A 25,725-nucleotide genomic window follows, 5' to 3' on the forward strand; every position below is an offset into this window, starting at 1 on the left:
TCGTCGGGCGCACCCGCGGTTTCTCCGAAAGGATGTCACGATGAAGATGTCTGACCACACCGATCACGCCTCCGAGTCCAGCCCGGTCGACCACCGCTCGGCGGTCGCGGAGGAGACCGCCCGGTTCGTCGCGGCGGTCAAGGACGCCGACCTGGCTACGGAGGTGCCCAGTTGCCCTGGCTGGACACTGGCCGACCTGGTCAAGCACACAGGCAGTGTCCAGCGCTGGTTCTCGGTCCTGTTGCGGGCGCGCATCCAGGAGCCCCCGCGCACGCGCGAAGTGGACCTCCGGCTCCCGGACCGGGAGGACGGATACCCCGACTGGCTGGCCGAGAGCGCCTCCGTGGCCGCGGACGCCTTCGCAGTCACCGACCCGAACCTGCCGATGTGGGCGTGGGGAGCCGATCAGCACGCCCGTTTCTGGGCGCGCCGGATGCTTTTCGAGACCCTGGTGCACCGGGTCGACGCCGAGGTCGCACTCGGCCTCCGGCCCGCGATCGACCGCCCGGTGGCGGTCGACGGGATCGATGAGTTCCTCGTCAATCTGCCCTACGCCACCTTCTTCGCCCCCCACCTGGCCAACCTGCGCGGCGCCGACAAGACCATCCGCTTCCGCACCACCGACGGGGGCGACGCCTGGCTCGTCCGCCTGCGGCCCGACGGCTTCGGGCTCGACACCGCTGACCCCACCGTGGGCACCGCCGACGCCACCGTCCAGGGAACCGCGGCCGACCTGCTGCTGCTCGTCTACGGCCGCCTGCCCTACGAGGCGGAGGCCCTTGCTCACGAGGGAGACGAGCAGCTGCTGGCCCACTGGTTCGCCAACTCCGCGTTCTGAGAAGGCGGTTGGGTCATACCGGCGTCACACCGCCGCGCAGCCGTCCGTGGCTTTGGCGTGGGAGCGGGTGACGCCGGGGGTCAGGTCGAGCCGGAGGGCGAGGCCGTCTTCCCCCGCCTGCGCGCTGGTGGCCCGTACTCCGGAGGGGAGGGCGGGAAGAGGGACCGTGCGCGGCTTCAGGCGCTGGGCCAGTGGGGTGCCGTCGGCGGCGCCGGGCAGGGCGTCGAGGGGAAGGGTGCGGCCGAGCGCGGTGAGCTCGGTGGGCGTGACGACGAGATTGCCCGCCTCCAGCGTGATGTCGGTGTGGACGGTGACCGGCACACCCAGGCTTCCGGCGTTGCCCGTGAGGGTCAGCCCTTTGCCGTCCGTGCCGGGTGTCCATGATGTGCCGTTACTGCCGTTGCCGGGGAGGCGCTTGGCGAGTTCGGCGTAGGGGATGGTCAGGGTGGCGTCACCGCCATGGGTGGCGCCGCTCGTGGTGACCTGACGCAGATGGGCGTCGAGGGCCATGGACATGCCGCGGCGCTTGAGGCCGCTGGCGTGGATGTCGACGTCGCCGACGCTTCCACGGAGCAGGTTCACCGACGCCAGCGGGCTGTCGAGGGTGGCGCTGACGTGGCCGACGGGAGCGAGGCGGCATGCGGCGGCGCGGCTGATGCGCTGCTCGGTGCGGTCCGTGACCACGACGCTGCCGGTCAGCGGCGCTATGACCACGACGGCCGTCGTGACGGCGAGCAGGAGGCGTCGGCGGTTCATGGAGCGGTGTGTCCGATCTGTCGCAGGATCTCGAAAGCCTGAGGGAGCAGGACGGCCGGCCGGTGCGTGCCGGCGGCGCGGCGGCCGCGCTGGGTGCGCAGGATGGCGCGGACGGTTCCGAGTGCGGCGCCGGCGACCACCGCGGCGTGCAGGTCGGCGTCCGGTGTCTCGGGGGGAAGCCGGTCGAGGACCAGACGAGTCAGGCGCTCCTCGAACTCGGCGAAGACCTGGATCAGCCGAGCCGCGATCAGCTGTTCGGTTCCGTCCAGGGGGTGGGTGAGGGCGGTCAGACTGGTGCTCCGGAAGAGGGCGGCTGCCGCCAGCAGGGCGTTGTAGACCGCGTCGAGCGGTGGTTCCTCCAACGGGCGTTGTGCCAGGGCCTGTTCGACGGCGCTGAAGAGTTCGATCCCGTCGGGCAGGAGCAGGTCTTCTTTGCTGTCGAAATAGCGGAAGAACGTGCGGGTGGACACGTTCGCGCAGGCGGCGATCTCGGCGACGGTGGTGTCGGCGAAGCCCTGTTCGGCGAAGAGCTGGGCGGCGCAGGCACGCAACTGCTGTCGGGTCCGGTCCTTCTTGCGTTCCCGCAGTCCTGGGGCGGGCGCGGGTTCATCGGTGGGCATGACATCAGCATAACTTGTCACTCATGACAAATGGCAGTCGTGACACTTTTGGTCTACCGTCGCCTCCAGCAACCCCTCCGACCGGACGCTGGAGCCTGCCGTGCGCGCGCAACCCGACCTCGAGACACCGATATCGCCCGCCCCCGAGCAACCCGTCGGCAGGCTCACCCGGCTGGGCGGGTGGTGTGCCCGCCACCCCGTCGTGGTGATCGCTTGCTGGCTGCTGGCCCTGGCGGCAGCGCTGGCCGGCCGGCATGTCGCGGCACCCGTCTTCAGTGACCAGGTGACCTTGCGGGGCACGCAGTCCAGCACCGGCGCCGACCTGCTCGCAGCCCACTCGCCCGGCGCCGGCAGCTCCAGCGGCCGCGTCGTCTTCCACAGCGACACCGAAGCCGTGATGTCCAGGCCGTCGGTGAGCCGTTCGGTGAGCGGTCTCGGGAAGCTGCCCCATGTGACGTCCGCCTCCACTTTGGTGGTCAGCGAGGACGGACACACCGCGTACACCACCGTGCGGTTCGATGTGCAGGCCAAGACCCTCGGCCACGACTACACCGGGCAACTGGACCGGGCGACGGAGCCGGCCCGTGACGCGCACCTGCAGGTCTCGTACGGCGGCGACCTCGACCCGGTCACCCGGCAGCCCGCCAACGACCGGCTCAGCGAACTGGTGGGCATAGCAGCCGCCCTGCTGGTGCTGCTCCTCGCCTTCGGCAGCATCCTCGCCGCACTGCTGCCCCTGATCACCGCCCTGATCGCGGTGGGCACCGGCATCGGAGTCGTCGGCATCGTCGCCGGGACCGTGTCCTTCGCCACCGCGGCGCCGACCCTGGCCACCATGATCGGTCTCGGCGTCGGCATCGACTACGCCCTCTTCCTGACCACTCGGTTCCGGCAGGACCTGATCGACGGTCACGGCCCGGTGACCGCCGCCGCCCGCACCACCGCCGGCAGCGGCCGCGCCGTCCTGGTCGCAGGCATCACCGTCGTAGTGGCCATGCTCGGCCTCTATGCCTGCGGCCTGTCCTTCATCGGCAAGCTCGGTCTCGCCGCCTCCATCGCCGTCGTGATCACCGCGACCGCCGCGGTCACCCTGGTCCCCGCCGCTCTCAGCCTGACCGGCCGCCGCATCGACCGGTTCGCACTGCGCCGGCCGGTCGCCGAAACCTCCGGTGACCGCGACGGATGGCACCGCTACGCCGCCCGCGTCGCCCGGCACCCCTGGCGATACCTCGCCGCCGGCACTGCGGTGCTGGCTCTCCTCGCCGTTCCCGCCCTGTCCATGCGCCTGGGCCACGTCGACGCAAGCGCCGACCCCTCGGGCACGACCAGCCGCACCGCCTACGATCTCGTCGCCGACGCGACCGGGCCCGGGTTCGGTCCCGGCGCCAACGCGCCGCTGGCCGTGGTCATCGATCTCGGCGCCGACCGGACCCGCGCGTCGAGCCTGGCCACGACCGTGCAGCAGGCCCTGCACAACACGCCGGATGTCGCCGATGCGACCAGCCTCCGGCCCAGCCCGGACGGAAGGCTTCTGACGGCCACCGTCACCCCTGCCCACGGCCCTCAGGACGAGACCACCAGCTCCCTGGTGACCACCCTGGTCGACCACACCCTCCCCGACGCCCTCCGCGGCACCACCGCCCGCGGCTACGTCACCGGCACCACCGCCGCCCAGGTCGACTTCCGCGACACCGTCCGGCAGCGCCTGCCCGTCATCATCGCCACCGTCCTCGCCGCGGCCTTCCTGCTGCTGATGACCGTGTTCCGCAGCCTGGTCATCCCGCTCAAGGCGGTCCTGCTCAACCTGGCCACCACCGCCGCCTCCTACGGCGTTCTCACCGCCGTCTTCCAATGGGGCTGGGGCAGCAGCCTGCTCGGCCTGCACGAACCGGTGCCGATCGAGTCCTACGTCCCGATGATGATGTTCGCCATCGTCTTCGGGCTCTCGATGGACTACGAGATCTTCCTGCTCTCCCGTATCGCCGACGTCTGGCACACCACCGCCGACAACACACGCTCCGTCGGGACCGGGCTGGCGGCCACCGGCCGTGTCATCTCCAGCGCGGCCCTCATCATGACCGCCGTCTTCCTCTCCTTCACCGCCTCACCCACCGTCGTGGTGAAGATGCTCGCTCTCGGTCTCGCCGTCAGTGTCGTCCTCGACGCCACTCTCGTCCGCCTCGTCCTCGTCCCCTCCAGCATGTTCCTCCTCGGGCGTGCCAACTGGTGGCTCCCTGCGTGGCTGGAGCGGCGCCTGCCCCATCTGCACGCCTGACCCGCACGGAGAGGCCGGCCATGAGCACACACCGCAGTGCCGCGGGCCGTGTGCTCACGCCAGGTCGATGCCCAACTCGCTGTCCGGGCGGCAGAAGTGGCACGCGGTGACGTTCGGGTCGGTGAGCGCGGCCCGCGCCTCGTCGGCCCTGACCGGGTGAACCGTGCCCTCGGTCATCGTGCAGCCGGTCAGGTGGATCAGGGCGGGCTCGGGCCCGTTCGGGGTGCGTTTCTGCTGTACGACGTATCCGGCTTTCGGCGGTGGAAGGGCGAAGCCGGGCAGCGTCGTCGCGTCCTTCACACGCGGCCCGCGTTGCCGCGGTCCGCGGTCCGTGCGGGCGAGGGCCTCTCGTACGGCGTCGCGTTGGAGCCGCAGATAGATGCCGACGGTCTCGTTCTCGGTGATCTGCCGGTCGAGATGGTCAAGGATCGCCCGGAGCCGGGACGGGTCAGGCGGCAGCAGGGACATGGCGCGCACCATCCCTCCAGGGGATGAGCCCGCTCATCGTCAGCTCTTTCCTCCCCGCCCGGCGGCGTACAGGGCCGACCGGGCAGCCGCTCCACGGCCGTTCTCCCAGTGCGGGTGGAACATCACCCCGGTCGACAGCCGGAGGAGGCGCCGCCGCAGGGCTGTGCCCGGACGTGCGGCGAGCCGGCGGTAGGTGGCGTGCCACTCCTCAAGGGCCTGGGCGAGGTCGTCGGGAATCGGTCGCATGGCCGAATTCAATCATGTGTTCGATTTTCTGGGCGAGCGACTCGTCGTACCGGAGCGGCTCGGCATATCGCTGGTGACCCCGGCGGTGCGGGAGCGCCGCGGCAGGGCGGCGTGGACGGCCACCGGCCCCGCCAGTCGCGCCGGCCTGGTTCAGGCCCTCTTGCGCGCTACGCCCCCGTAGAAGCCGATCTCCTCGGATCCCGCCGGCGGAGGGTCTCCGGGCGCCAGAACGGGACCTGGGCCAGGCCGGGTTCCAGGAGTTCGAAGCCGGTGAAGAACCGCTCGACCTCTGCGCGCGACCGCAGGTTCAGGGTGGCGGTGGCCTTGTTGTAGACGGCCTGGGCGTCACTGCGGTCGGCGAAGTCGCCTGTGGCGTGCGAAAGCACCAGGAAGCTTCCGGCCGGAAGCGCGTCCCGCAGGGTGGCGACGACCTGCCCGGGCCGCTCCGCATCGGTGAGGAAGTGGAGGACGGCCACCAGGAGCAGGGCGACCGGCTCGCCGAAGTCGATGACTTCGCGGACGCCGGGATGGCCGACGATGGCCCGCGGGTCGCGCAGGTCGCCGAGGACGACGCCGGTCGCGCCCAATCCGCCGAGCAGCGCGTCCGCATGTGCCTTGACGATCGGATCGTTGTCGACGTACGCGACCCGCACGTCGGGCGCCACCTCGTGGGCGACCTCGTGCACATTCGGTGAGGTGGGCAGCCCGGTGCCGATGTCGAGGATCTGGCGGACCCCGCCGCTGACGACATGACGGACGGCGCGCCGGAGGAAGTCACGGTTGGCCCTCAGGCCCATCCGCACCTCGGGTGCGGCGGCGGCGAGTTCGTCGCCGGCCTGTTGGTCCACGGCGTAGTTGTCCTTGCCGCCCAGCAGGTAGTCGTAGATGCGTGCGGGATGCGGCCTGCTGGTGTCGATCTCCTCGGCACGGAAGCCGTCCTGTCGCACGCTGAGATCCCCTCGAGGCCGCCGCGGCCGCCTTGCCCGCCCACGGCCGAGGACAGCTTGCCACATCGGCTACCGGGCGGTTGCGAAGTCCTGGGTCCAGTAGTCGCCGGGCTGTGCGAGTCCGACGCCGATCTGCTTGAACGCACAGTCGAGGATGTTGGCCCTGTGGCCGGGGCTGGACATCCATCCCGCCATGACCTGCTCGGGAGTGGCGTAACCGTAGGCGACGTTCTCGCCGTAGGTGCTCCAGCTGTAGCCGGCACGCGTGATCCGGTCGCCTGGGGAGGAGCCGTCGGACCCGGTGTGTGACATGTTCCGGTGCGAGGCCATGTCCTCGCTGTGTGCCTGGGCCACCTTGGTCAGGGTCGCGTTGAGGGTCACCGGCGAGCAACCGGCCTTGCTGCGCTCGGCGTTGACGAGTTGCACGATGCGGGCGACGGTGCCGGACGCCGTGGCGGTGGCTTTCGGGGCGCTCGGAGAGGCGGGCGTCGCGGAGGCGGTGGTCTTGACGGGGCTGGGGGCGGTGGCCCTGGGTTTCGGTGCGGTTGTCTTCCTCGGGGCGGCCGTCTTCTTCGGTGCGGGCTTCGCCGGGGTGCTCGCGAGGGCGGTCGCAGTCTTCGATGTCCACCACGGGGTGGCCTCGTCCGGATTTCCGGAGACGTTACGGCCGGCGTTGTTCCACGCGGCATCGGCCGCATGCCTCCCGGCGCGTGACCGATGTTCTCCGCTGTCGCGCCAGTGGACGCAGGCCATGGCCACGGGAGGCACGCCCACGGCGCCCACAGCGATGGCGGCGATGACTATTCGCCGGTAACGCTTCTCTTTGCGGTGCTCACCCATGCGTGACCTCACCCGGTAGTCGCGGACGCCCCTTGTGCGGCTGGCGTCGTCATTCTTGGGACGGCCGTACACAGGTGCAAAGGGCGTTTCTACTACCTCGCTTCGTAGAAGCCGCGGCCCTTGTCGGGGGCGTGGGAACGTGCCGCCCCGGCCTCGACGGCAGGCGCGAAGAGCCTGCCGCTCCGTCAGGAACTTCCGGGATTCGAAGAGGAGCGAAAGGGCCGGCGATGGGGCGGCCCACGGGGCGAGGTGCGATAGGGACCCAGGCCAATGCGGACAAGTCTCATATGTCGCCGGTGCGGTGTCTACTAAGCTGGGCGCATAGTTGCCGCAGCTGGTGTGGCGCATTTCACAATCTGCCGGGTCCGGTGTTCACTTGCCCCACATTTGCGGCACTTGGCCCGCCGGTTCACCGGCCACCGTGTTCTCATCCCCGCCGAGCAGCTCCGGGCCTCCGCGGCGCGTCCAGCCCGGCCCGGACGCCTTCCCGCTCGCAGATGTCCGGCTTCCGTAAGGGGTTCGGGCGTTCCGCGGCGGCCTTGCGGCGACTGTGATGGGAGGCATGAGATCGCGCTTCTTCCCACCGGTGTTCAAGGGCAGGCTGCACGACGCCCGCACGGCGACCTCGATCGGGCGGCTGCTCGGCGTCGCCTTCGTGGTGTGCTTCGTCACCGGTCTGATCAGTCATGTGATGCAGCACCCGCCGGCATGGGCGGCCGACGGCCTGCCGAGCCGCCCGGTGTGGGGATACCGGCTGACGCAGGGGCTGCATGTCGCCTCGGGCATCGCGGCGATTCCGCTGCTTCTGGCCAAGTTGTGGGCGGTGTACCCGAGGCTGTTCGTCTGGCCGCCGGTGCGGTCGGTGAGGCACGCCCTGGAGCGGCTGTCGGTGGCCGTGCTGGTGGCGGCGGCCGTCTTCGAAGTGGCCACGGGCCTGCTGAACACCACGCAGTGGTATCCATGGCCGTTCTCCTTCGTGCCGGTGCACTACGCCGTGGCCTGGCTGGTGGCCGGATCGCTCGTACTGCACATCGCGGTCAAGGCCCCCGAGATCCGGGCCCATTGGAGCCGGCGGTCGCCGGGCACCCTGGCCTTGCCGGAGGAGGACGGGCCCGACCGCCGCTCCCTGCTGGCCGCGGTGGTGGCCGCGGCCGGAGCGGTCACGGTGACCACGGTGGGCCAGTCCCTCACCCCCTTGAAGGACCTCACCCTGCTCGCACCCCGCCACCCGGACCACGGCCCGCAGGGCCTGCCGGTCAACCGCACCGCCGCCGCAGCGGGAGTCGGACGGATCTCCGCCGAGCACTACCGCCTGACGGTGGCCGGGCCGCGGCCGTTCACGCTGACGCTGGACGAACTGCGTGGCCTGCCGCAGCACGAGGCGGAGTTGCCGATCGCCTGTGTGGAGGGGTGGAGCAAGTCGGCACACTGGACGGGCGTACGAGTCATGGACCTCCTGGCGCTCGCGGGCGCCCCGCCGCACGCCCGCGTCCGAGTGGTGTCCCTGCAGACGCGGGGCGGATACGGAGTCTCCGAGATGGGGCACGAGTACGCCCGCGACCCACTGACCCTGCTCGCTTTGCACCTGAACGGCCGGGAACTCGCCCCCGATCACGGCTATCCGGCACGCCTGATCGCCCCGAACCGTCCCGGCGTCCTCCAGACCAAGTGGGTGGGTCGGCTGGAGGTGCTGTCATGAGGGTGGGCGTGATGCGGCTGCTCACGGCCGTGGCCGGTCTGGCGCTGATGGGCGTCGGCGTCTCCCTGCTGCTGGACGTGCGTGACCTGAGCGGTGCCCTGGTCTGGCTCGGTGGGGCGGTGGTGCTGCACGACGCCCTGATCGCACCCCTGGTACTGCTCATCGGGTGGGTGCTCGTCCGCGGAGGTGTGCGTGGGCCGGTTCGCAGGGCACTGCTGGTCGCGGGCGCCCTGACGGCGGTCGCCCTGCCGGTGATGCTGCGCCCGGGGAAGCCGGCCAACTCCTCGGTTCTGCCGCTGGACTACCCGCGAAACTGGCTGCTCACGCTGCTGGCGGTGGCGGTGGTCACGGCCCTCCTGCCGGCCGCGCGGGCAACTCGCCGCAGCCGTCGTCGACCACCCAAGTAGGTTCGCCCGCACTCCGGCCCGGCGGGCCGTCTTACGGGTGTCTTACGCAGCTGCGGGAGAGGCGGTGGCGGGCTTGGCGGGCTCGTACGGTGGCGCGATGCGAATCTTTCGGACGACGGCACTGGTGACCGCGCCGCCGCTGCTGCTGGCCGCGGCGGGTCTGATGCATCCGCGTCATCTGACGGCGGCGACGGCCGGTCACTGGGCCGCTCTGCACATCGTCCTGCTGCCCGCCTTCCCCCTGCTGATACTCGGTCTGCTGGTGCCGCTGTGGGGCAGGCCGGGCCGCGACGTCGACGGCGCCCTGACCGTACTCGCCTGGGCCGGCTGCTTCTGCTACGCCGCCTACTACACGGGACTGGACGCGGTGGCCGGCATCTCCGCCGGTACGGTGGCGGGCAGCGACACGCACAGTGCGGTGGGGCGGTTGTTCGCGACCGGCGACGAGCTGGGCCGGGCAGGCGTGTACGCGTTGACGGTCGCCGCCGTCGCCACCTGTGCCGTTCTCGTGCGGCGGCACGGTGTGCGGGTGCTGCCCGGTGCCGCGGTGGTGCTGACGGCGTGCTGGTCGTTCGTCGACAGCCACATCTTCTGGCCACGGGGCGTGTTCACCATGCTCGGCTTCGCCGTGGGCTTCGGCCTGCTGACGGTGGTTGCCTCGGCGCCCGACAACGCCCGGCCTGCGGCGGGAAGGCTTACGAACCCCTGACATCCCGGCGTTGTACGGTCGCCAGGCGGATCCGGGGCCGTACGGTCGGTGGCATGTTGATCCTGGTCACCGGAGGTGCGGGCTTCATCGGCTCGCATGTCGTCACCGCCCTCACCGACGCGGGGCACGAGGTGCGCGTGCTCGACGCGCTGTTGCCCGCCGCGCACCGCACGCCGCCGCCGGTCCCCGAGGGGGTGGACTTCAGACAGGCGGACGTCCGCGACACGGCGGCCGTGGCCGCAGCCCTGCAGGGAGTGGACGCCGTCTGCCATCAGGCGGCGATGGTCGGGCTCGGCAAGGACTTCGCGGACGCCCCCGCCTACGTGGGCTGCAACGACCTGGGCACCGCGGTGCTGCTGGCCGGGATGGCCGAGGCCGGGGTACGGCGTCTGGTGCTGGCGAGTTCGATGGTGGTCTACGGAGAGGGGCGCTACGAGTGCCCGTCGCACGGTGCCGTACGGCCGGGGCCGCGCACCGTGGCCGACCTGGAGACAGGACGCTTCGAACCGCCCTGCCCCCGATGCGGTGAGCCGCTCGCCCCCGGACTGGTGGCCGAGGACGCCCCGCTCGATCCGCGCAACGTCTACGCCGCCACCAAGCTCGCGCAAGAACACCTCACCGCCGCGTGGGCGCGCGCGGTGGGCGGGCGGGTGGCCGCGTTGCGCTACCACAACGTGTACGGGCCCGGGATGCCGCGTGACACCCCGTACGCGGGCGTCGCCTCGCTGTTCCGGTCCGCGCTGGAGCGCGGTGAGGCGCCGCGCGTATTCGAGGACGGCGGCCAGCGGCGGGACTTCGTCCATGTACGCGACGTCACCGGGGCCAATCTCGCCGCTCTGGACGGGCTGCCCGATCTGCCGGCGGGAACCGCGAGGGCGTACAACGTCGGCAGCGGCGAACCGCACACGGTGGGGGAGATGGCCGCCGCCCTGGCCGAGGCGCACGGCGGACGGGCCCCGGTGGTCACGGGCGAGTACCGGCTCGGCGACGTCCGCCACATCACCGCCTCCTCGCGCAGGCTGCGCGACGACCTGGGCTGGAAGCCGCAAGTCGCCTTCACGGAGGGAATGGCGGAGTTCGCGACGGCCCCGCTGCGGGCCGGCTGAGTATCCCCGCGGCCGGATGCCGGTCCCGGCGAAGACGAAGGACCGGGCCCTGCCGGCAGGGCCCGGTCTTTTCCCGGGGGCTCCTCAGACGGCCGCGGGCAGACGGACCTCGAAACGGCAGCCGCCGGACACATTGGACACCGCCGCGCGCCCCTTGTGCGCCTCCACGATCCCGCGCACGATCGCCAGCCCCAGACCTGCTCCGCCCGGCGGGGTCCGTGCATCGGTGCCGCGCCAGCCGGTGTCGAAGACGCGGGGCAGGTCCTCCGGCGGAATGCCACCGCAGCCGTCGGTCACCGACACGACGACGCTGTCCACCTCACGGCGGGCGGAGACCGCGACCGTGCCGTCGGTGGGCGTCCGGCGGATCGCGTTGACGAGCAGGTTGGCCAGGACGCGCGACATCTCGCGGCCGTCGACGTGGACCGGGACGGGCTCGACTCCGTCGCCGACAAGCCGTACGCCGTGCTCCCTGGCCAGGGCGTCGGCCCCCGCGAGCGCGTCGCCGACGAGGTCGTAGACCGACATCCGGGTGATGTTCAGGGCCAGGACGCCGGCCTGGATCCGGGAGAGTTCGAACAGGTCGCCCACCATGCCGCTCATGCGCTCGACCTCCGCGCGGATGCGGGCGTGGTAGACGCTCGGGTCGTCGACCATGCCGTCCTCCAGGGCCTCGGTCATGGCCTGCAGCCCGGCGAGCGGGGTGCGCAGGTCGTGGGAGATCCAGGCGACCAGTTCGCGGCGGGAGTCCTCCAGGGCCTTCTCCCGCTCCCGGGAGGCGGCGAGCTTGGCGCTGGTGGCGGCGAGTTCGCCGCTGAGCTCGGCGAGTTCGGAGGTGAGTGCGGCGGTGGGCGGTGTGAAGTGGCCGTCGTCGCCGAGGGCGCGGGTCGCCTCGGCCAGGGCTCTGCTGCCGCGGACGACGCTGCGGCCGAGCGCCAGTGCCACCCCGAGCGAGACGACCGCCGCGATGGAGCAGACCATCGTCACGACCCACAGATCGTGGTCGGACAGGAGCATGGCCCAGGACACCAGCATGGTTCCGGCGAGCATCGCCGCGACCGTCACGGCGGCGACCACGGCCAGGGACAGCGCGAGTGAGCGGTTGCGCAGCAGTCGCAGGGCGCCCGTGCCCAGCAGCCCGGCGCCGGCCGCGCCGATGGCCGCGTACAGCGCGATGAGAAGGGTGTCATGCACCATCGTCGGCTCCGTCCGCCGGGGGAGGGTCGAAGCGGTAGCCCCTGCCCCACACGGTGCTGATCAGGCGGGGGTGCGCCGGGTCATGCTCGATCTTCTCGCGCAGGCGGCGCACATGGACGGTGACGGTCGACAGGTCACCGAACTCCCATCCCCACACCCGTCGCATCAGTTCCTCACGGCTCGTCGCCTGTCCCGGGTTGCGCAGAAAGAACTCGAGCAGGTCGAACTCCCGGATGGTCAGGGCGAGTTCGGCGCCGTGGCGGGTGGCGCGGCGAGCGTGGGGGTTGAGGGCGAGAGGGCCCGCGCGCAGCCAGGGTTCGGCCGGCGCGGCCCGGTCGGCGGCCAGTGCTCCGGCGCGGCGCAGCACCGACTCCACCCTGAGCACGAGTTCGCGGGGGCTGAAGGGCTTGGTGACGTAGTCGTCCGCACCGACCTCCAGGCCGAGGATGCGGTCCTCCTCGTCGCCACGCGCCGTCAGCATGATCACAGGGAGCGGGCCGTTCTCACGGATGCGGCGGCACACCTCCAGTCCGTCAAGGCCGGGCAGCATCAGGTCCAGCACCACCAGGTCGGGGGGTTCGGCGGCGGCCCGGGCCACGGCGGCGGGACCGTCGGCGGCCAGGTCGACGGCGAAGCCCGCCCGGTCCAGATAGCCGGCGACGACCTCCGAGACGGTGGGGTCGTCGTCCACGACGAGTACGCGTTTCACGCCACCGAGTCTCGCACCGGCGTCCGGCCGCCGACGGGGGTGGCGGCGGGCGTCAGCGATCCGTAAGGTCACCAAATCCCTTTTGTCCATTTCATCCCCGTAGGGTGAGTGGAGTGATCGAGACATCCCCCTCTTCGCCCGCTCCTGTGGACGTGGTGCTTCCCTGCCTCGACGAGGCCGAGGCCCTGCCGTGGGTGCTGGACCGCATCCCCGCGCGCTGGCGTGCGATCGTCGTCGACAACGGCTCCACCGACGGCTCGGCCGACATCGCCCGCGCCCTCGGGGCGCATGTGGTCCACGAACCGCGCCGCGGCTTCGGCGCCGCCTGTCACGCGGGCCTGACCACCGCCACGGCCGACGTCGTCTGCTTCTGCGACTGCGACGCCTCCCTCGACCCCGCGTTGCTGCCCGCGGTCGCCGGGCCCGTCCTCGACGGTTCCGCCGACCTCGCGCTGGGCCGCCGCAGGCCCGTCACACCCCGCGCCTGGCCCCTGCATGCCCGCCTGGCCAACCTGGAGCTGGCGCGCCTGATCCGCCGGCGTACCGGACTGCGCCTGCACGACCTGGGCCCGATGCGCGCCGCCCGCCGCGAGCCCCTGCTCGCCCTGGACCTGACCGACCGGCGCTCCGGCTACCCGCTGCAGATGGTGGTCCGCGCCGCCGACGCGGGCTGGCGGGTCGCGGAGAGGGATGTGCCCTACCGCCCGCGCACCGGCCGCTCGAAGGTCACCGGCACCTGGCGCGGTACCTGGCAGGCGGTACGGGACATGCGCGCCGTACTCGCCGAGCGGCCCGCCACCGACCCGGCGTCCGCGGCGATCACCCCGGGAGCCGGACGATGAGCGCCCGGCTTCCGGCCACGGGCCCGGTCACGCTTCTGGTCATCGCCAAGGACCCCGTCCCGGGGCGGGTCAAGACCCGGCTCACCCCGCCCTACACGCCGCAGGAGGCGGCCTCCCTGGCGGAGGCCGCCCTCGCCGACACCCTGCACACGGTGCTGAAGGCCCCTGCACGGCGCCGCGTCCTCGTACTCGACGGTGTTCCCGGTCCCTGGCTGCCGCCCGGCTTCGACCTCGTGTCCCAGGGGTCCGGCGGCCTGGACGAGCGGATCGCCACCGCCTTCGCCCACTGCGACCGTGGACCGGCCCTCCTGGTCGGCATGGACACCCCCCAACTGACCGCGGACCTCGTCGCGACGGTCGGCCGCGACGGCCACGACGCCTGGTTCGGTCCGGCCGCGGACGGCGGATTCTGGGCGCTGGGTTTCGCCGACCCGACGCACGCCGCGACCCTCGTGCGCGGGGTGCCGATGTCCACCGACCGTACCGGGGCGATCCAGCGCCGCCGACTCGTCGAGGCGGGGCTGAGCGTGAGCGACCTGCCGGTGCTGCGCGATGTGGACACCGCCGCCGACGCCGCCGAGGTCGCCGCCTGCTGCCCGCCGGGCTCGCGCTTCGCCGCCACCCTGAACTCGCTCGCGGGGGCCGGGCGGTGAGCGGCACGGCAAGCGGTACGGCAAGCGGTACGGACGCCGCCCTCGCCGAGGGGATGACACAGACCGCGGCCCGACCGAGACCCCACACCGTGGCCGCACGGCCCGCCCGGCTGCCCACGCAGATCCGTCCCGCCGATCGGCACGGGCCCGCGGAGCCGGGCGAGGCGTGGACGGACGACCCCTACGCTCACGCCCTGCGCACCGGCCGTGGCCCGCTCTACCTGCGCCGCCTGTCACCACCGGCCCGCCCGGGCAACGCCGGAGGGGAAGGGGACCTGCTGCCGCTGGACGTCGAGCGCTGGTGCGTCGCGCCCGACGCCGCCGACACCGGCATTCTGCACCGCTGTTCCGGCCCGGTTCTCGACGTGGGCTGCGGACCGGGACGTCTGGTGGCGGCCCTGGCTGCCCGGGGCGTGCGGGCGCTCGGCGTGGACGTCAGCCCGGCCGCAGTGGCCGGGACCCGACAGCGCGGGGGTGCTGCCGTGCGCCGGTCCGTCTTCGACCGCCTGCCGGGGGAAGGCCACTGGAGCACCGCCCTGTTGATGGATGGCAACGTCGGTATCGGTGGTGACCCGATCGCCCTGCTCGTCCGCCTCCGCGCCGTGGTCGCACCCGGTGGGCGCCTGCTGGCGGAGGCCGTCCCGCACGACGTGGACGAGCGCCTCACCGTACGCGTGGAGGACGCCCACGGCCGCCATGGCCGCCCCTTTCCGTGGGCCCGCCTCGGCACCACCGCCCTGCTGCGTGCCGCCGACGCCGCGGGATGGGTCCTGACCGGCCGGTGGACGGCCGAGGGCCGCCCGTTCGTGGAACTGCACAGCCCGAAGCCCGGGCATCGCGACGAGCACCCCACTGCCGCCGGAGGGCCCACACACCCATGAGCGACACCGCAGCTCCACACGGTCGATCCACCCAGTCGCCGTCCAGCGGGCCCGCCGCACCTATGAAGCGAACAACGGCCCGCATCAGCACCATCGTCACCGCGGCTCTCCTCGCCGCACTCACCATCGTCGTCGCCGAGACGGTGCGCGCAGGCGACAACCAGAGCGACCCCGGCCGCCTGCTGGCCCGGTACGCCGTCGCCTGGGTGCTGTTCGCCGCCGCGGTGTGGGCCGTACGCAAAGCCCCGGCGCGCGCCGCCACCGGACTGGTCCTGGCCGGTGCGGCCGCCGTGGCCCTGGCCGCACTCGCCGCACCGCCCCGCACCAGCAACGACATGTACCGCTACGCCTGGGACGGCCGGGTCCAGGCCGCCGGGGTATCCCCGTACGCCCACCCGCCCGCGGCACCCGAACTCGCCCGGCTGCGTGACGACTGGCTGTTCCCCACCCAAGGCTCCTGCCACGAGTGGGGACTGACCCGTACGGACAGCGGGCTGTGCGTCCGCATCAACCGCCCTACCGTGCCCACCATCTACCCGCCCGTCGCCGAGGTGTGGTTCTTCACCGTCCACGTCCTCTCACCACCGGACAGCCGCCACAAGCCGCTGCAGGTCGGCGGCGCCGTCCTGGCGTTCGGCACCACCCTCGCCCTGCTCTTCGTGTTGCGCCGACGCGGTGACCCCGCCCGGGCCCCGGCCCGCGCAGCGCTGTGGGGGTGGTGTCCGGCCGTCCCCTTCGAAGCGGTCAACAACGCCCATGTCGACACCCTCGGCGTCCTGCTCACCGTGCTCGCCCTCGGGACCGCCGGCGCGGGGGCCCGCCGCGGCGCACTCCTCGGCGCCGCGACCGCCGTGAAACTGCTGCCCGTTCTGGCGTTGCCCGGCGCTCTGTCCGGTCAACGCAACCCGGCGCGCGTGGTGCGCGTGGTCTCGGCCCTGCTCGCCGCTGTCGCTCTCGCCTACCTGCCCTATGTCGTCGCTTCCGGTACGGGCGTCCTGGGCTATCTGCCCGGCTACCTCCAGGAGGAGGGCTACGAGCCGGGGCACGTGCACCGGTTCGCGCTTCTGCGGCTGCTGTTGCCGGACGCGGCCGCGGGAGCGGCCGTCATCGTGCTGCTCACGCTGACCGCCCTGTACATATGGTGGCGCGGCGACCCGGCCCGCCCCTGGCGCGGTGCCCTGTTGCTGACCGGAACCGCCTTGCTGCTGGTCTCGCCCAGCTACCCCTGGTACTCGCTCCTCGTCGTCGGCCTGGTCGCCCTCGACGGCCGCTGGGAGTGGCTGACCGTCACCGCCGCCGGCACCGTCCTCTACCTCGGTGGCCGACTGCTGCCGGGCTTCACTCTCCAGGCGTGGGTGTACGGCACGGCCGCCGTGTGCGTCGCGCTCGGGGTCTGCCTGCGGGCTGCCCCGGCACGGCAGCTCCTGGAGCGGCGCCGTGGCGGGTGCCGGACGTGCACCTGACGCGTATCCAGGACGCCGGCCGCATCCCGGGGAGTCGCTCGCCGAACCCGGGAGCCCGGGTGCTGCATCCTGTGGACGCACAGCGTCGGCCCGGCGTCGAGGGCCAGCCTGAGGGACCGGCCGCCACGGCGGGGCGCGCCGGGGCACCGACCCCGTACGGCGCCGCCGCATCAGCGGCGGCGCCGGAAGCCGACCAGCCGCAGTACCGGGAAGCGCATACCGGTCACCAGGACGCCACGGGCCAAGACCAGTGCAGCCCCCGGCCCGGTGCAGCAGCGCCCGGGCCACCGTGGAGGCGAGACCGACCACAACGAACCGGGCAAGCTCCCAGCTCAGCCGGGTGCGGTCTGGCCCGGCGAAGGCGTGGTGCCGTTCGCTGAGCCGTCGCACCCGACCATCATGAGGCGGTGGCCCGAGGATCCGTGACGGGTGCCGAGCGCCGGTTCGGCCGTTCGGCTGGCGGCATACATCCGTGTATACGCCGGACGCGGCCGGCCCATCGCACCTGTGCCAGTTTGAGAGTGTGCGGGGGCTCACCGTGCCTGGCGCTGACGGCGCCATGCGCTCGGCGGCCCTGAGGCGCCCGTAGACGGAGGAGACGGCCGATGGGCGATGACGGACGGCCGCCGGCCTCGCGTGCGTCCGGCGGGCCGAAGCCCCCTGCGGACGAGGGGCACGCGCGGGAACGCCTCAGACGCGCCCGCGCCACCACAGCGGCTCTCATCGAGCGGGCTGCCGCCGGTGTCCGGGCCGTCGCGCGGCGGGTCGGGCAGACGCCCCCACCGCCGGGGCCCTTCCGGCCCGAGTTCTGGCGCAGCCCGATCCGCGGTCCCTGGCTGACGTCCGTGTTCGGCCTGGTTCTGCTGATCGGCATCCCCCTGATCTTCATCACCGGGATGCTCTCCTATGCCGCGTACAACCCGGATTTGGGCCCGCTCAACGATCAGACCCCGGACAAGGGGGTACTGGGTTTCTACCTCTTCGACTGGCCCACGCACCCGTACTGGCTGTATCGGCTGACCCAGGGTGTGCACGTCACGCTCGGTGTGACGCTGGTGCCTGTGCTGCTGGCCAAGCTGTGGTCCGTCATTCCCAAGCTGTTCGAGTGGCCGCCGGTGCGGACCGTCGCCCACGGTCTGGAACGGCTCTCCCTGCTGATACTGGTGGGCGGGGTCATCTTCGAGTTCGTGACCGGCATCTTCAACGTCCAGCTCTTCTACGTGTTCCCGGGCTCCTTCTACACCCTGCACTTCTACGGGGCCTGGGTGTTCATCGCCGCCTTCGTCGTCCATGCCGGCATCCGGCTCGGCCGGATGCGGCGCGCCCTGCGCTCACGCAGCCTGGCCGGCGAGCTGCGCACCGACCTCGCCCATACCCGGCCCGAGCCCCCCGACCCCGACGGCCTGGTCCCGACCGCCCCTCAGGCACCCACCATGACCCGTCGTGGTGCGGTCGGGATGGTGGGAGCGGGATCGCTGCTCCTGCTCGTGGTCACGGCCGGACAGAGCATCGGCGGCCGGCTGCGCGAGAGCGCCCTGCTCGCGCCGCACAACCGCGTCCCGGGCAGCGGCCCGAACGGTTTCCAGATCAACAAGACGGCCGCGGCCGTCGGTGTCACCTCCGCACACATCGGCCGGGACTGGCGGCTGCACGTCCTCGGCCGCGGTCCGGCCCTGGTCTTCACCCGTGAGCAGCTCCTTGTGATGCGCCACCACAACGCCGCGCTGCCCATCGCGTGCGTGGAGGGATGGTCCACCCCCGACCAGCGCTGGAGCGGCCTGCGGCTCACGGATCTGGCCGCCCTGGCCGGGCTGCCGAACGCATCGAGCGTCCTGGTGGAATCCGTCCAGCCGCCCGGCCCCTACAGCTCGGTGGTGCTGCGAGGCAATCAGATCCATGACCCTCGATCGCTGCTCGCTCTGCGCGTCAACGGCGCAGACCTCTCGATCGACCATGGCTACCCGGCCCGCGTCATCGTCCCGGCCAACCCCGGGGTGAACAACACCAAGTGGGTGCACCGGCTCACCTTCAGGACGTGACCATGGCACGCTTCATCCGCTGGTACGGCTCCCATCCGCTGCACCTGCTCGTCCTGATCTGCTCGTTCGCTCTCACCGCCTACGCCATGGTGCGTCTGTTCGCCGTCCGGCCGCTCGCCGTGGCGGTCTGGTTCGTCGGCGCGGCGATCGTCCACGATCTGATCCTGCTCCCGCTGTACTCGCTCGCCGACCTGACGGCTCCCGCCGTGCTGCGACATCGCACCACCCGCGTACCGCGACTGCCATGGACCAACTTCCTGCGCGTCCCCGCCTTCCTGTCCGGAGTGCTCCTGCTCGTCTGGTTCCCCCTCATCTTCGCTCGTTCCGCCCCCTACTCCGGTGCCACCGGACTGTCCCAAAGCGTCTACCTCGGGCGGTGGCTGGCCATCACCGGTGTGCTGTTCGGCGCCTCCGCAGGAGCCTTCGCATGGAAACTGCGCCGGGTGCGCCGTGCCGCCCGCGCCGACGAGCATCGGCCGGCCCCGGGCCACGACGCCGCACCGTGACGATCGCGAAGGAGAGGCCGTTTCGCGTCCGCGGCGGCCCTGCGCCCGGGGAGGGGACGGCGTCGGCCGTCGCGCGTGTCAGCCGACCGCCGGGCTGGGCGTGGGGGAGGCGGTGTGCACGTTCAGGTCGGGGCGTGGGGTGAGGACGACCATCGGTGCGCCGGGCTGGGGCGGGGGCGGGGTGAGCTGGTCCTTGGGGAGCTTGGGCGGGGTGCTCTGCTGGAAGAGGACCTGGTCGAAATTGACCGTCCCCGTCTTCTCCAGCACGGTGATGTGGTCGAGGACCGTGTCGTTGGCCAGGTCGGCGAGTTGACGCACCAGGGTGTTCTTCGTGGTGGCGCGTACCTTCGCGATGGCTGGGAAGATCTGGCCGTGGGTCACACGCATGATGTTGGCCGCCGTCGAGTCGAACTCCTTGCCGGACTGGGCATTCGAGGTCGCCACGAACTGCTGTTGTTGCGGGGTGGCCTGGTTGGGCAGGGTGACGCCCAGTTCGGGGGCGATCTTGCGGCACATCGCGTCGAGCCCGGCATGGCCGACGATCAGGTGTTTGCCGGCCTCCCGCATCTCGGGCGTCGAGCCCTTCTTGAGCGCGATTTCGCCCAGCGGGTACTCCCACAGCCCGGCGGAACGCACCTTGACGACGAAGTCGCGATCCGTTTCGGTGAGGGGCCCGTAGCGGGTGTTGGCGATGACACGATCCGGGGAGCTGGACGTGGTCTGGACGCCGAGCATGGCCGGGTAGACGAGGGCGGTGAGGGTCAGGCCCAGCGCACCGGCCACGAAGACGCTTCCTGCCAGGTTCCGGGAAATGGGCATACTGCCTCCAGACGCGAACGACTTGTCCGCCAAGGAGTACGGGAGCATCCCGCGGATCGATCACCGTGCTGAGCATCACTTTGCCCTTTGCTGTGTGTGGTGCGTCACAGCAGGCGGTGTCGGAGGGCGGACCGCGAGCTCGCGGATGATGCGGGTCAGGTCGGCGGGAGCGGCCGCGAGGCGGACCGGCTCGCCCGCGTCGTCGAGTTCGGCGATGTGCCAGCTTCTGGAGACCGTGTCGCCGTCGCCGCCCCGGACGCGCCGTACGTTCTTCACGGTGAGCCGCTCCACCGGTATCCGTCTCGCGGCGAACCGGCCCGGTCCGGGGTGGGGCGTCACCGCGGGCCCGTCGCCGCCGCCGATGACGATGTGGGTGCCGAAGCCGTGCGGGTTGTAGTCGGTGTCCTCCAGGAAGCGGGCGGCCAGGAACACCTCCTCCTGCCCCTCGGCGGACTCCTCGGCCGACTCCTCGGCCGTTCCGGCCGCTCCGGTCCCGGCCGACCCGGGCATACGGACCCGGGTGGCGCGCCAGGCCCAGACGAACAGGCCCGCGGTGGCCAGCGAGCCCACGGCCGCCCAGGTGGCCGTCACGGGAGAGGAGAGCGGGGCCGTGGGGTGCAGATGACACAGCGGCAGCAGCCACAGGGCGGTACCGGCGAGCACGGCCGCGAACGGAAGGGCCGACGGGAGGACCTCGTCGTCGGGCAGCCGCCGCCCGCGCAGGCGCAGCAGGAGCAGGGCGCCGGGGTAGCCCGCGGCAAGGGTGAGCAGGGCCGCGATGACGGCCAGTTCCCCGGGCGTGGTGATGTGTTCGCGCCACACATGGCCCTCTCCCGAGACCTTCGTCACCCGGCCGCGCCAGACGGTCAGTTGGACCCTGTCGCCCGCCTGGAAGTCCTCGGCGGCCTCATAGGACACCTCGAGCCGCTCCAGCGGCCGGCTGCCGGTGAAATACAGCAGGCTGCGCTGCTTGGGCTGACGGGCCTCGACCCGCGCGATCACGGCCGGCACGGTGGACAGGCAGTCTCTCCCATGCTCTCGGTCTCGCTCGAGCAGGCGGGATCCCCCTCGGTCCGTGCCGGGCGTCTCGGCGGCGCACGGGGTGGCCGACTGCCAGGCCCGCTCGTCCGACGCGGAGCGGGGCACCCACCAGGCGCTGACGCCCGCGCCGGCGAGCAGCAGCACGCACAGGGCCAGCGAACCGAGCCAGCCGTGCCCGGCGGTGCGGTACGACACGACGGAGAGGTGGCTCGACTCCGGGGCTCCGTGGCGGCGGTGAAGCGCGCGGAGCGCTTCCAGCGTCGCGTCGAAGTCCGGGTCGTCGGACGCCCAGCTCCGCGGCAGGGGCAGAAGCCTCTTGTGTCCGTCGCGCAGCACCAGGATGACGCGACGGCTGTCATGGATCCGGGAGGTGTTCGCATGCCGCAGACGTACGCGCAGGTCGGCGACGTCGCCCCAGGGCACGCTCCGCCGGCGCAGCAGCGTCCGGGAGTGCAGGCCGTACGCGTCGGCGCTCACCTGCGCGACGACCCAGTGCAGCGACGCGACACCCATCAGTGCGAGGAGCAGACCGAGCCCCGGCCATACGTCCAGGACCCTGCCCCGATACGCCACGCGCACCACGGCCGCCACCGCCCCGGACGCACCGAGCCCGACGAAGAACCACAGGGTGCGCCTCCCCCGGGGACGGCAGTTCACCTTCGTGTTATTGATCACGCGCGGAATCCTGCCACTGTTCCAGGCCCCGTGTTCGAGTAGGGTGCCACCGTTTCCCGACCGGCAACGTGGCCGACCTACCGCAGGTGAGGTGCGGCTTCCGGCAACGTGGATGTCGTCCCAGCGGTCGCCGGAATGGATACGTGACCGTCGATGACGGGCAGATGATGGACCGGCCGGTCGCACTCCGGGCGCGGGCCCGGCACCGGTGTCGGCATGGCAACGCTCTGCACGCGCCGACCCGGCGCACACATGAGAAGGGACCGTTGATGTTCCGCAAGGTACTGGTGGCGAACCGTGGTGAGATCGCCGTACGAGCGTTCCGCGCGGCCTATGAACTGGGCGCCGGAACGGTGGCGGTGTTCCCTTACGAGGACCGCGGCTCGCTGCACCGCCTCAAGGCCGACGAGGCCTATGAGATCGGCCAGAAGGGCCACCCGGTGCGCGCCTATCTGTCGGTCGAGGAGATCGTGGGCGCCGCGCGCCGGGCTGGGGCGGACGCCGTGTATCCCGGATACGGGTTCCTCTCGGAGAATCCGGATCTGGCCCGCGCCTGCGAGGAGGCCGGGATCACGTTCATCGGCCCGAGCGCCGAGATCCTGGAGCTGACCGGCAACAAGGCCCGTGCCGTCGCCGCGGCCCGCGCCGCCGGAGTGCCGGTGCTCGGCTCCTCGCGTCCCTCCAACGACGTGGACGAACTCCTCGCGGCCGCCGAGGAGGTCGGTTTCCCCCTGTTCGTGAAGGCGGTCGCCGGCGGTGGCGGGCGCGGCATGCGGCGGGTGGAGGAGCCTGCGAAGCTCCGGGAGGCGATCGAGGCGGCCTCCCGCGAGGCCGAGTCCGCGTTCGGGGACGCGACCGTGTTCCTGGAGAAGGCCGTCGTGGACCCGCGCCATATCGAGGTGCAGATCCTCGCCGACGGCCAGGGTGGCGTCATCCACCTCTACGAGCGCGACTGCTCGGTACAGCGCCGGCACCAGAAGGTCGTCGAGCTGGCCCCCGCTCCCGGCCTCGACCCCGCGCTGCGGGACCGTATCTGCGCCGACGCCGTCGCCTTCGCCCGCACCATCGGCTACCGCAACGCCGGTACCGTCGAGTTCCTGGTCGACCGCGACGGCCGGCATGTCTTCATCGAGATGAACCCGCGCATCCAGGTCGAGCACACCGTGACCGAGGAGGTCACCGACGTCGATCTGGTGCAGGCGCAGTTGCGGATCGCCTCGGGGGAGTCGCTGGCCGACCTCGGCCTCTCCCAGGACACGGTCTACGTCCGCGGCGCGGCCCTGCAGTGCCGGATCACGAGTGAGAACCCGTCCAACGGGTTCCGCCCCGACACGGGAACGATCAGCACGTATCGCTCGCCCGGCGGCTCCGGCATCCGGCTCGACGGCGGCACCGCGTTCGTCGGCTCCGAGATCAGCGCCCACTTCGACTCGATGCTGGTGAAACTGACCTGCCGGGGCCGTGACTTCGCCACCGCCGTGCGGCGCGCCCGCCGCGCGGTCGCCGAGTTCCGCATCCGCGGCGTGGCCACCAACATCCCGTTCCTGCAGGCGGTCCTCGACGACCCCGACTTCCGGGCCGGACACGTCACCACCTCCTTCATCGAGGAACGCCCGCACCTGCTGACGGCCCGCCATTCCGCGGACCGTGGCACCCGCCTGCTCACCTACCTCGCCGACGTCACCGTCAACAAGCCGCACGGCGCGCGCCCGCGCCTGGTCGACCCCGCGACGAAGCTGCCGGACGTCCCGTCCGATGTCCGGCCGCCCGCCGGTTCGAAGCAGCGGCTGACCGAACTCGGACCGGAGCAATTCGCCCGCGCGCTGCGCGAGTCGACCGAAGTCGCCGTCACCGACACCACCTTCCGCGACGCCCACCAGTCCCTCCTGGCCACCCGTGTCCGCACCAAGGACCTGCTGGCCGCCGCCCCCGTCGTGGCCCACACCCTCCCCGGGCTGCTGTCCCTGGAATGCTGGGGCGGCGCCACGTACGACGTGGCGCTGCGCTTCCTGGCCGAGGACCCCTGGGAGCGGCTGGCCCGGCTGCGCGAGGCCGTGCCCAACATCTGCCTGCAGATGCTGCTGCGCGGCCGCAACACCGTCGGCTACACCCCTTACCCGACGGAGGTCACCGATGCCTTCGTCGACGAGGCCGCCCGCACCGGCATCGACATCTTCCGCATCTTCGACGCGCTCAACGACGTCACACAGATGCGGCCCGCGATCGACGCCGTACGCGCGACCGGCACGGCCGTCGCCGAGGTCGCCCTGTGCTACACCGCCGACCTGTCCGACCCGGCCGAGAAGCTCTACACGCTGGACTACTATCTGCGGCTCGCCGAGCAGATCGTCGAAGCCGGAGCCCACGTCCTGGCGATCAAGGACATGGCGGGGCTGCTGCGGGCACCCGCGGCCACGCGGCTGGTGACGGCGCTGCGGCGGGAGTTCGACCTCCCGGTGCACCTGCACACCCATGACACCGCCGGCGGTCAACTGGCCACCTATCTGGCCGCGATCGGCGCGGGCGTCGACGCCGTGGACGGGGCGGTGGCCTCCCTGGCGGGCACCACGTCCCAGCCGTCCCTGTCCGCGATCGTCGCCGCCACCGACCACTCCGAGCGCCCGACCGGGCTGAGCCTTCGGGCGGCCTGCGACCTGGAACCGTACTGGGAGGCCGTGCGCCGCATCTACGCCCCCTTCGAGGCGGGACTGGCCTCGCCCACCGGGCGCGTCTACGACCACGAGATCCCCGGCGGACAGCTGTCCAATCTGCGGGTGCAGGCAAGGGAGTTGGGTCTCGGCGACCGGTTCGAGGAGATCGAGGCCATGTATGCGGCCGCCGACCGCATCCTCGGCCGTCTGGTGAAGGTCACTCCGTCGTCCAAGGTGGTCGGCGACCTCGCGCTGCACCTCGTCGGCGCGGGCGTGACCCCCGAGCAGTTCGCCGCCGAGCCGGGCGCCTACGACATCCCGGCCTCGGTGGTCGGATTCCTCCGCGGCGAGCTGGGCGACCCGCCCGGCGGCTGGCCCGAACCGTTCCGCGGCAAGGCCCTCAAGGGCCGCGCCGAGGCCAAGCCGACCGCCGAACTGACCGAGGAGGACCGCGAGGGCCTGGACAAGGACCGCAGGGCCACTCTCAACCGGCTGTTGTTCCCGGGACCGGCCAAGGAGTTCCAGGCCCACCGCGAGGCCTACGGAGACACCGGCGTCCTGCCCAGCAAGGACTTCTTCTACGGGCTGCGCCCCGGCGAGGAACACTCCGTCGACCTCGAACCCGGCGTACGCCTCCTCATCGAACTGGAGGCGATCGGCGAGGCGGACGAGCGCGGCATGCGCACGGTGATGGCCACGCTCAACGGCCAGCTCAGGCCCCTCCAGGTCCGTGACCGCTCGGTCGCCTCGGACCTTCCGCCCGCGGAGAAGGCCGACAAGTCGGACCCCCGGCACGTCGCCGCACCGTTCGCGGGGGTCGTCACCCTGGCCGTGCAGCCGGGCGCCAAGGTGGAGGCGGGCGCGACGGTGGCGACGATCGAGGCGATGAAGATGGAGGCCGCCATCACCGCGCCCGTCGCCGGAACGGTGAGCCGCCTGGCCGTCGACTCCGTGCAGCAGGTGGAGGGCGGCGACCTGCTGATGGTCATCGCCTAGTGCGCCCTCCCGGGACGTCGGTGAGACACGTGCTGCGGACCCAAAGGTTCCACAGCCGGCGTCCCGGGCGGCGCCCCCCGCCGAGGGGTGTCATGTGTTCGGCAGCTGCTGCACAGCCCGGTCTGGTTCGGGGGCATCCCGGGGGTCGTCTCGCCGCGCTCTTCCGGGCGCTGGCCTTGAACGCGGGGACTCTGGCGGCGGTCCAGCCGCTGTTCATCCTGGAGCTTCCGCCGGCTCTCCTGGCCGGCAGCGCGGTCTTCCGGGTGCGGGGGTGGGTGCCGGCGCTCGTCGTCGTGGGTGGCGCCGGAGCCCCTGCTCGCGCCGGCCGGGCTGCGCCGGCCC

23 protein-coding genes and 1 pseudogene are annotated in these 25,725 nt (G+C 72.1%); 14 read left to right on the forward strand and 10 right to left on the reverse strand.

What is annotated here, in order from left to right; translation table 11 throughout:
* The first annotated feature begins 40 nt into the window (after positions 1 to 40).
* Entirely contained in the window at positions 41 to 838 is a 798-nt protein-coding gene (locus LZ604_RS14100; protein ID WP_234515414.1) for a maleylpyruvate isomerase family mycothiol-dependent enzyme, read from the forward strand.
* Between the two features lie 24 nt (positions 839 to 862).
* Here the strand turns inward: LZ604_RS14100 and LZ604_RS14105 are convergent, their stop codons facing one another.
* Positions 863 to 1,594, reverse strand: coding sequence for an LmeA family phospholipid-binding protein (locus LZ604_RS14105; RefSeq protein WP_234515415.1), 732 nt, complete (start codon positions 1,592 to 1,594; stop codon positions 863 to 865).
* Positions 1,591 to 2,214, reverse strand: coding sequence for a TetR/AcrR family transcriptional regulator (locus tag LZ604_RS14110; protein ID WP_234515416.1), 624 nt, complete (start codon positions 2,212 to 2,214; stop codon positions 1,591 to 1,593). The genes LZ604_RS14105 and LZ604_RS14110 overlap by 4 nt, the downstream gene beginning before the upstream one ends.
* Before the next feature lie 100 nt (positions 2,215 to 2,314).
* Here LZ604_RS14110 and LZ604_RS14115 point away from each other — a divergent pair, with 100 nt between their 5' ends.
* Positions 2,315 to 4,489 (forward strand): MMPL family transporter, encoded by a 2,175-nt coding sequence (locus LZ604_RS14115; protein ID WP_234515417.1) that lies wholly within the window; start codon positions 2,315 to 2,317, stop codon positions 4,487 to 4,489.
* 54 nt (positions 4,490 to 4,543) lie between these two features.
* Here the strand turns inward: LZ604_RS14115 and LZ604_RS14120 are convergent, their stop codons facing one another.
* On the reverse strand, positions 4,544 to 4,957 hold the full coding sequence (locus LZ604_RS14120; RefSeq protein ID WP_234515418.1) for a DUF6233 domain-containing protein: 414 nt from the start codon (positions 4,955 to 4,957) through the stop codon (positions 4,544 to 4,546).
* A gap of 39 nt (positions 4,958 to 4,996) precedes the next feature.
* Positions 4,997 to 5,203 carry a DUF8825 domain-containing protein gene (locus LZ604_RS14125; protein ID WP_234515419.1) on the reverse strand — a complete coding sequence of 69 codons (207 nt, stop codon included), beginning with the start codon at positions 5,201 to 5,203 and terminating at the stop codon, positions 4,997 to 4,999.
* Between LZ604_RS14125 and LZ604_RS14130 the strand changes: the two genes are divergently transcribed.
* Positions 5,202 to 5,384, forward strand: a complete 183-nt coding sequence (locus tag LZ604_RS14130; protein ID WP_234515420.1) for a hypothetical protein — start codon at positions 5,202 to 5,204, stop codon at positions 5,382 to 5,384. The two genes, LZ604_RS14125 and LZ604_RS14130, sit on opposite strands and share 2 nt — an antisense overlap.
* Here LZ604_RS14130 and LZ604_RS14135 read toward each other — a convergent pair.
* Positions 5,354 to 6,150 (reverse strand): annotated as a pseudogene (locus LZ604_RS14135) (SAM-dependent methyltransferase). The gene LZ604_RS14130 and the pseudogene LZ604_RS14135 sit on opposite strands and share 31 nt — an antisense overlap.
* Before the next feature lie 69 nt (positions 6,151 to 6,219).
* A complete protein-coding gene (locus LZ604_RS14140; protein ID WP_234515421.1) occupies positions 6,220 to 6,990 on the reverse strand; it encodes a CAP domain-containing protein in 771 nt (256 codons plus the stop codon).
* 562 nt (positions 6,991 to 7,552) lie between these two features.
* On the opposite strand from LZ604_RS14140, the gene LZ604_RS14145 reads away from it, so the two are divergent.
* The 4 genes from LZ604_RS14145 (at position 7,553) to LZ604_RS14160 (ending at position 10,911) form a co-directional block, all read left to right on the forward strand.
* The gene (locus LZ604_RS14145; protein ID WP_234515422.1) at positions 7,553 to 8,689 is read left to right on the forward strand and encodes a molybdopterin-dependent oxidoreductase; all 1,137 of its coding nucleotides are present in this window, start codon (positions 7,553 to 7,555) and stop codon (positions 8,687 to 8,689) included.
* Complete coding sequence (locus tag LZ604_RS14150; RefSeq protein WP_234515423.1) at positions 8,686 to 9,096, forward strand: hypothetical protein; 411 nt, start codon at positions 8,686 to 8,688, stop codon at positions 9,094 to 9,096. The genes LZ604_RS14145 and LZ604_RS14150 overlap by 4 nt, the downstream gene beginning before the upstream one ends.
* A 97-nt stretch (positions 9,097 to 9,193) precedes the next feature.
* Positions 9,194 to 9,805, forward strand: a complete 612-nt coding sequence (locus LZ604_RS14155; protein ID WP_234515424.1) for a hypothetical protein — start codon at positions 9,194 to 9,196, stop codon at positions 9,803 to 9,805.
* A 53-nt stretch (positions 9,806 to 9,858) separates the two neighbouring features.
* Positions 9,859 to 10,911, forward strand: a complete 1,053-nt coding sequence (locus tag LZ604_RS14160) for an NAD-dependent epimerase/dehydratase family protein (protein WP_234515425.1) — start codon at positions 9,859 to 9,861, stop codon at positions 10,909 to 10,911.
* An 84-nt stretch (positions 10,912 to 10,995) separates the two neighbouring features.
* Here LZ604_RS14160 and LZ604_RS14165 read toward each other — a convergent pair whose 3' ends face one another.
* Positions 10,996 to 12,108: a sensor histidine kinase gene (locus LZ604_RS14165; RefSeq protein WP_234515426.1), complete on the reverse strand. Its 1,113-nt coding sequence runs from the start codon at positions 12,106 to 12,108 to the stop codon at positions 10,996 to 10,998.
* A complete protein-coding gene (locus tag LZ604_RS14170) occupies positions 12,098 to 12,817 on the reverse strand; it encodes a response regulator transcription factor (RefSeq protein ID WP_234515427.1) in 720 nt (239 codons plus the stop codon). The genes LZ604_RS14165 and LZ604_RS14170 overlap by 11 nt, the downstream gene beginning before the upstream one ends.
* Positions 12,818 to 12,930: 113 nt before the next feature.
* Between LZ604_RS14170 and LZ604_RS14175 the strand changes: the two genes are divergently transcribed.
* From LZ604_RS14175 to LZ604_RS14200, 6 genes are all read left to right on the forward strand, one after another.
* Entirely contained in the window at positions 12,931 to 13,659 is a 729-nt protein-coding gene (locus LZ604_RS14175) for a glycosyltransferase family 2 protein (RefSeq protein ID WP_234515428.1), read from the forward strand.
* Positions 13,656 to 14,312: a TIGR04282 family arsenosugar biosynthesis glycosyltransferase gene (locus LZ604_RS14180; RefSeq protein ID WP_234515429.1), complete on the forward strand. Its 657-nt coding sequence runs from the start codon at positions 13,656 to 13,658 to the stop codon at positions 14,310 to 14,312. Before LZ604_RS14175 ends, LZ604_RS14180 begins: the two co-directional genes overlap by 4 nt.
* 53 nt (positions 14,313 to 14,365) lie before the next feature.
* Positions 14,366 to 15,193, forward strand: coding sequence for a methyltransferase domain-containing protein (locus tag LZ604_RS14185; protein ID WP_234515490.1), 828 nt, complete (start codon positions 14,366 to 14,368; stop codon positions 15,191 to 15,193).
* Positions 15,190 to 16,656: a glycosyltransferase 87 family protein gene (locus LZ604_RS14190; RefSeq protein ID WP_234515430.1), complete on the forward strand. Its 1,467-nt coding sequence runs from the start codon at positions 15,190 to 15,192 to the stop codon at positions 16,654 to 16,656. Before LZ604_RS14185 ends, LZ604_RS14190 begins: the two co-directional genes overlap by 4 nt.
* Before the next feature lie 605 nt (positions 16,657 to 17,261).
* Entirely contained in the window at positions 17,262 to 18,695 is a 1,434-nt protein-coding gene (locus LZ604_RS14195; RefSeq protein WP_234515431.1) for a molybdopterin-dependent oxidoreductase, read from the forward strand.
* A 2-nt stretch (positions 18,696 to 18,697) separates the two neighbouring features.
* On the forward strand, positions 18,698 to 19,201 hold the full coding sequence (locus LZ604_RS14200) for a hypothetical protein (RefSeq protein WP_234515432.1): 504 nt from the start codon (positions 18,698 to 18,700) through the stop codon (positions 19,199 to 19,201).
* 78 nt (positions 19,202 to 19,279) lie between these two features.
* Here the strand turns inward: LZ604_RS14200 and LZ604_RS14205 are convergent, their stop codons facing one another.
* Both LZ604_RS14205 and LZ604_RS14210 read right to left on the reverse strand, forming a co-directional pair.
* Complete coding sequence (locus tag LZ604_RS14205; RefSeq protein WP_234515433.1) at positions 19,280 to 20,020, reverse strand: DUF4142 domain-containing protein; 741 nt, start codon at positions 20,018 to 20,020, stop codon at positions 19,280 to 19,282.
* Positions 20,021 to 20,095: 75 nt separating this feature from the next.
* Entirely contained in the window at positions 20,096 to 21,736 is a 1,641-nt protein-coding gene (locus LZ604_RS14210) for a PH domain-containing protein (RefSeq protein ID WP_234515434.1), read from the reverse strand.
* Between the two features lie 269 nt (positions 21,737 to 22,005).
* On the opposite strand from LZ604_RS14210, the gene LZ604_RS14215 reads away from it, so the two are divergent.
* The gene (locus LZ604_RS14215; RefSeq protein ID WP_234515435.1) at positions 22,006 to 25,383 is read left to right on the forward strand and encodes a pyruvate carboxylase; all 3,378 of its coding nucleotides are present in this window, start codon (positions 22,006 to 22,008) and stop codon (positions 25,381 to 25,383) included.
* Positions 25,384 to 25,725 lie beyond the last annotated feature (342 nt).

Source organism: Streptomyces glomeratus (genome assembly GCF_021462825.1).
GTDB lineage: Bacteria > Actinomycetota > Actinomycetes > Streptomycetales > Streptomycetaceae > Streptomyces > Streptomyces glomeratus.

Excerpts from the sequence above, each read along its gene's own strand:
- LZ604_RS14100 (WP_234515414.1), top strand. The coding sequence starts at position 41 with ATGAAGATGTCTGACCACACCGATCACGCCTCCGAGTCCAGCCCGGTC.
- LZ604_RS14105 (WP_234515415.1), bottom strand. The coding sequence starts at position 1,594 with ATGAACCGCCGACGCCTCCTGCTCGCCGTCACGACGGCCGTCGTGGTC.
- LZ604_RS14110 (WP_234515416.1), bottom strand. The coding sequence starts at position 2,214 with ATGCCCACCGATGAACCCGCGCCCGCCCCAGGACTGCGGGAACGCAAG.
- LZ604_RS14120 (WP_234515418.1), bottom strand. The coding sequence starts at position 4,957 with ATGTCCCTGCTGCCGCCTGACCCGTCCCGGCTCCGGGCGATCCTTGAC.
- LZ604_RS14130 (WP_234515420.1), top strand. The coding sequence starts at position 5,202 with ATGGCCGAATTCAATCATGTGTTCGATTTTCTGGGCGAGCGACTCGTC.
- LZ604_RS14125 (WP_234515419.1), bottom strand. The coding sequence starts at position 5,203 with ATGCGACCGATTCCCGACGACCTCGCCCAGGCCCTTGAGGAGTGGCAC.
- LZ604_RS14140 (WP_234515421.1), bottom strand. The coding sequence starts at position 6,990 with ATGGGTGAGCACCGCAAAGAGAAGCGTTACCGGCGAATAGTCATCGCC.
- LZ604_RS14145 (WP_234515422.1), top strand. The coding sequence starts at position 7,553 with ATGAGATCGCGCTTCTTCCCACCGGTGTTCAAGGGCAGGCTGCACGAC.
- LZ604_RS14150 (WP_234515423.1), top strand. The coding sequence starts at position 8,686 with ATGAGGGTGGGCGTGATGCGGCTGCTCACGGCCGTGGCCGGTCTGGCG.
- LZ604_RS14155 (WP_234515424.1), top strand. The coding sequence starts at position 9,194 with ATGCGAATCTTTCGGACGACGGCACTGGTGACCGCGCCGCCGCTGCTG.
- LZ604_RS14160 (WP_234515425.1), top strand. The coding sequence starts at position 9,859 with ATGTTGATCCTGGTCACCGGAGGTGCGGGCTTCATCGGCTCGCATGTC.
- LZ604_RS14165 (WP_234515426.1), bottom strand. The coding sequence starts at position 12,108 with ATGGTGCATGACACCCTTCTCATCGCGCTGTACGCGGCCATCGGCGCG.
- LZ604_RS14180 (WP_234515429.1), top strand. The coding sequence starts at position 13,656 with ATGAGCGCCCGGCTTCCGGCCACGGGCCCGGTCACGCTTCTGGTCATC.
- LZ604_RS14185 (WP_234515490.1), top strand. The coding sequence starts at position 14,366 with ATGACACAGACCGCGGCCCGACCGAGACCCCACACCGTGGCCGCACGG.
- LZ604_RS14190 (WP_234515430.1), top strand. The coding sequence starts at position 15,190 with ATGAGCGACACCGCAGCTCCACACGGTCGATCCACCCAGTCGCCGTCC.
- LZ604_RS14195 (WP_234515431.1), top strand. The coding sequence starts at position 17,262 with ATGGGCGATGACGGACGGCCGCCGGCCTCGCGTGCGTCCGGCGGGCCG.
- LZ604_RS14200 (WP_234515432.1), top strand. The coding sequence starts at position 18,698 with ATGGCACGCTTCATCCGCTGGTACGGCTCCCATCCGCTGCACCTGCTC.
- LZ604_RS14205 (WP_234515433.1), bottom strand. The coding sequence starts at position 20,020 with ATGCCCATTTCCCGGAACCTGGCAGGAAGCGTCTTCGTGGCCGGTGCG.
- LZ604_RS14215 (WP_234515435.1), top strand. The coding sequence starts at position 22,006 with ATGTTCCGCAAGGTACTGGTGGCGAACCGTGGTGAGATCGCCGTACGA.